Raw genomic sequence first — 589 nt, 5'->3', positions numbered from 1 at the left:
GCCCGCCGCGCCCCCGGCGCCACCCGCCGCGGCGAACCCGTCCCCGTCCACCTGCACCATCACGGCCCGCCTTCGGACGAGGGCTCACGACGCTGAGGGCGTTCGAACCACGTCAGGAAGCAGGCCAGTACCGCCCTCGCCTTCGCGGCAGCGGCGCTCTGCGCGGCCGCGGACCGGACGCGAAGGCGGGGGTGCTGCGACACCGGAGTTTCTCGGCGCACCGGCCTCAGTACCCTAGGTCCATCACGCTGAGTAGTGCGCCCTTAATCTGACGAGCCGTCAGTAATGTCAGCATGAGGTCAGCATCAGTACCGCCACAGACCGCCACCGACCTCCAGAGCCCACCGAGAACCAATATCCCCTTCATTACCGCTGATCTGTGGAAACGCAGGTCAGAGCCCTAACCGCCCGTCACTGAAGGAGCCCGCTGTGAAGATGCTCATCAACGTGCCCGAGTCCGTCGTCCCCGATGCGCTGCGCGGGATGGCTGCCGCGCATCCGGAGCTCACCGTCGACGTCGAGCACCGCGTCGTCGTGCGGCGGGACGCGCCGGTTGCCGGGAAGGTGGGGCTCGTGTCCGGGGGTGGGT

General features: G+C 68.8%; 1 pseudogene. It reads left to right on the top strand.

Going from position 1 to position 589, the window contains the following annotated elements:
* Positions 1–429 precede the first annotated feature (429 nt).
* A pseudogene (locus tag ACSNOH_RS35045) lies at positions 430–589 on the top strand (dihydroxyacetone kinase subunit DhaK); the annotation flags it as partial.

The sequence above is a fragment of the Streptomyces sp. URMC 127 genome (genome assembly GCF_051386535.1).
Taxonomy (GTDB): domain Bacteria; phylum Actinomycetota; class Actinomycetes; order Streptomycetales; family Streptomycetaceae; genus Streptomyces.
This window is presented reverse-complemented; position numbering and strand designations above follow the sequence as displayed.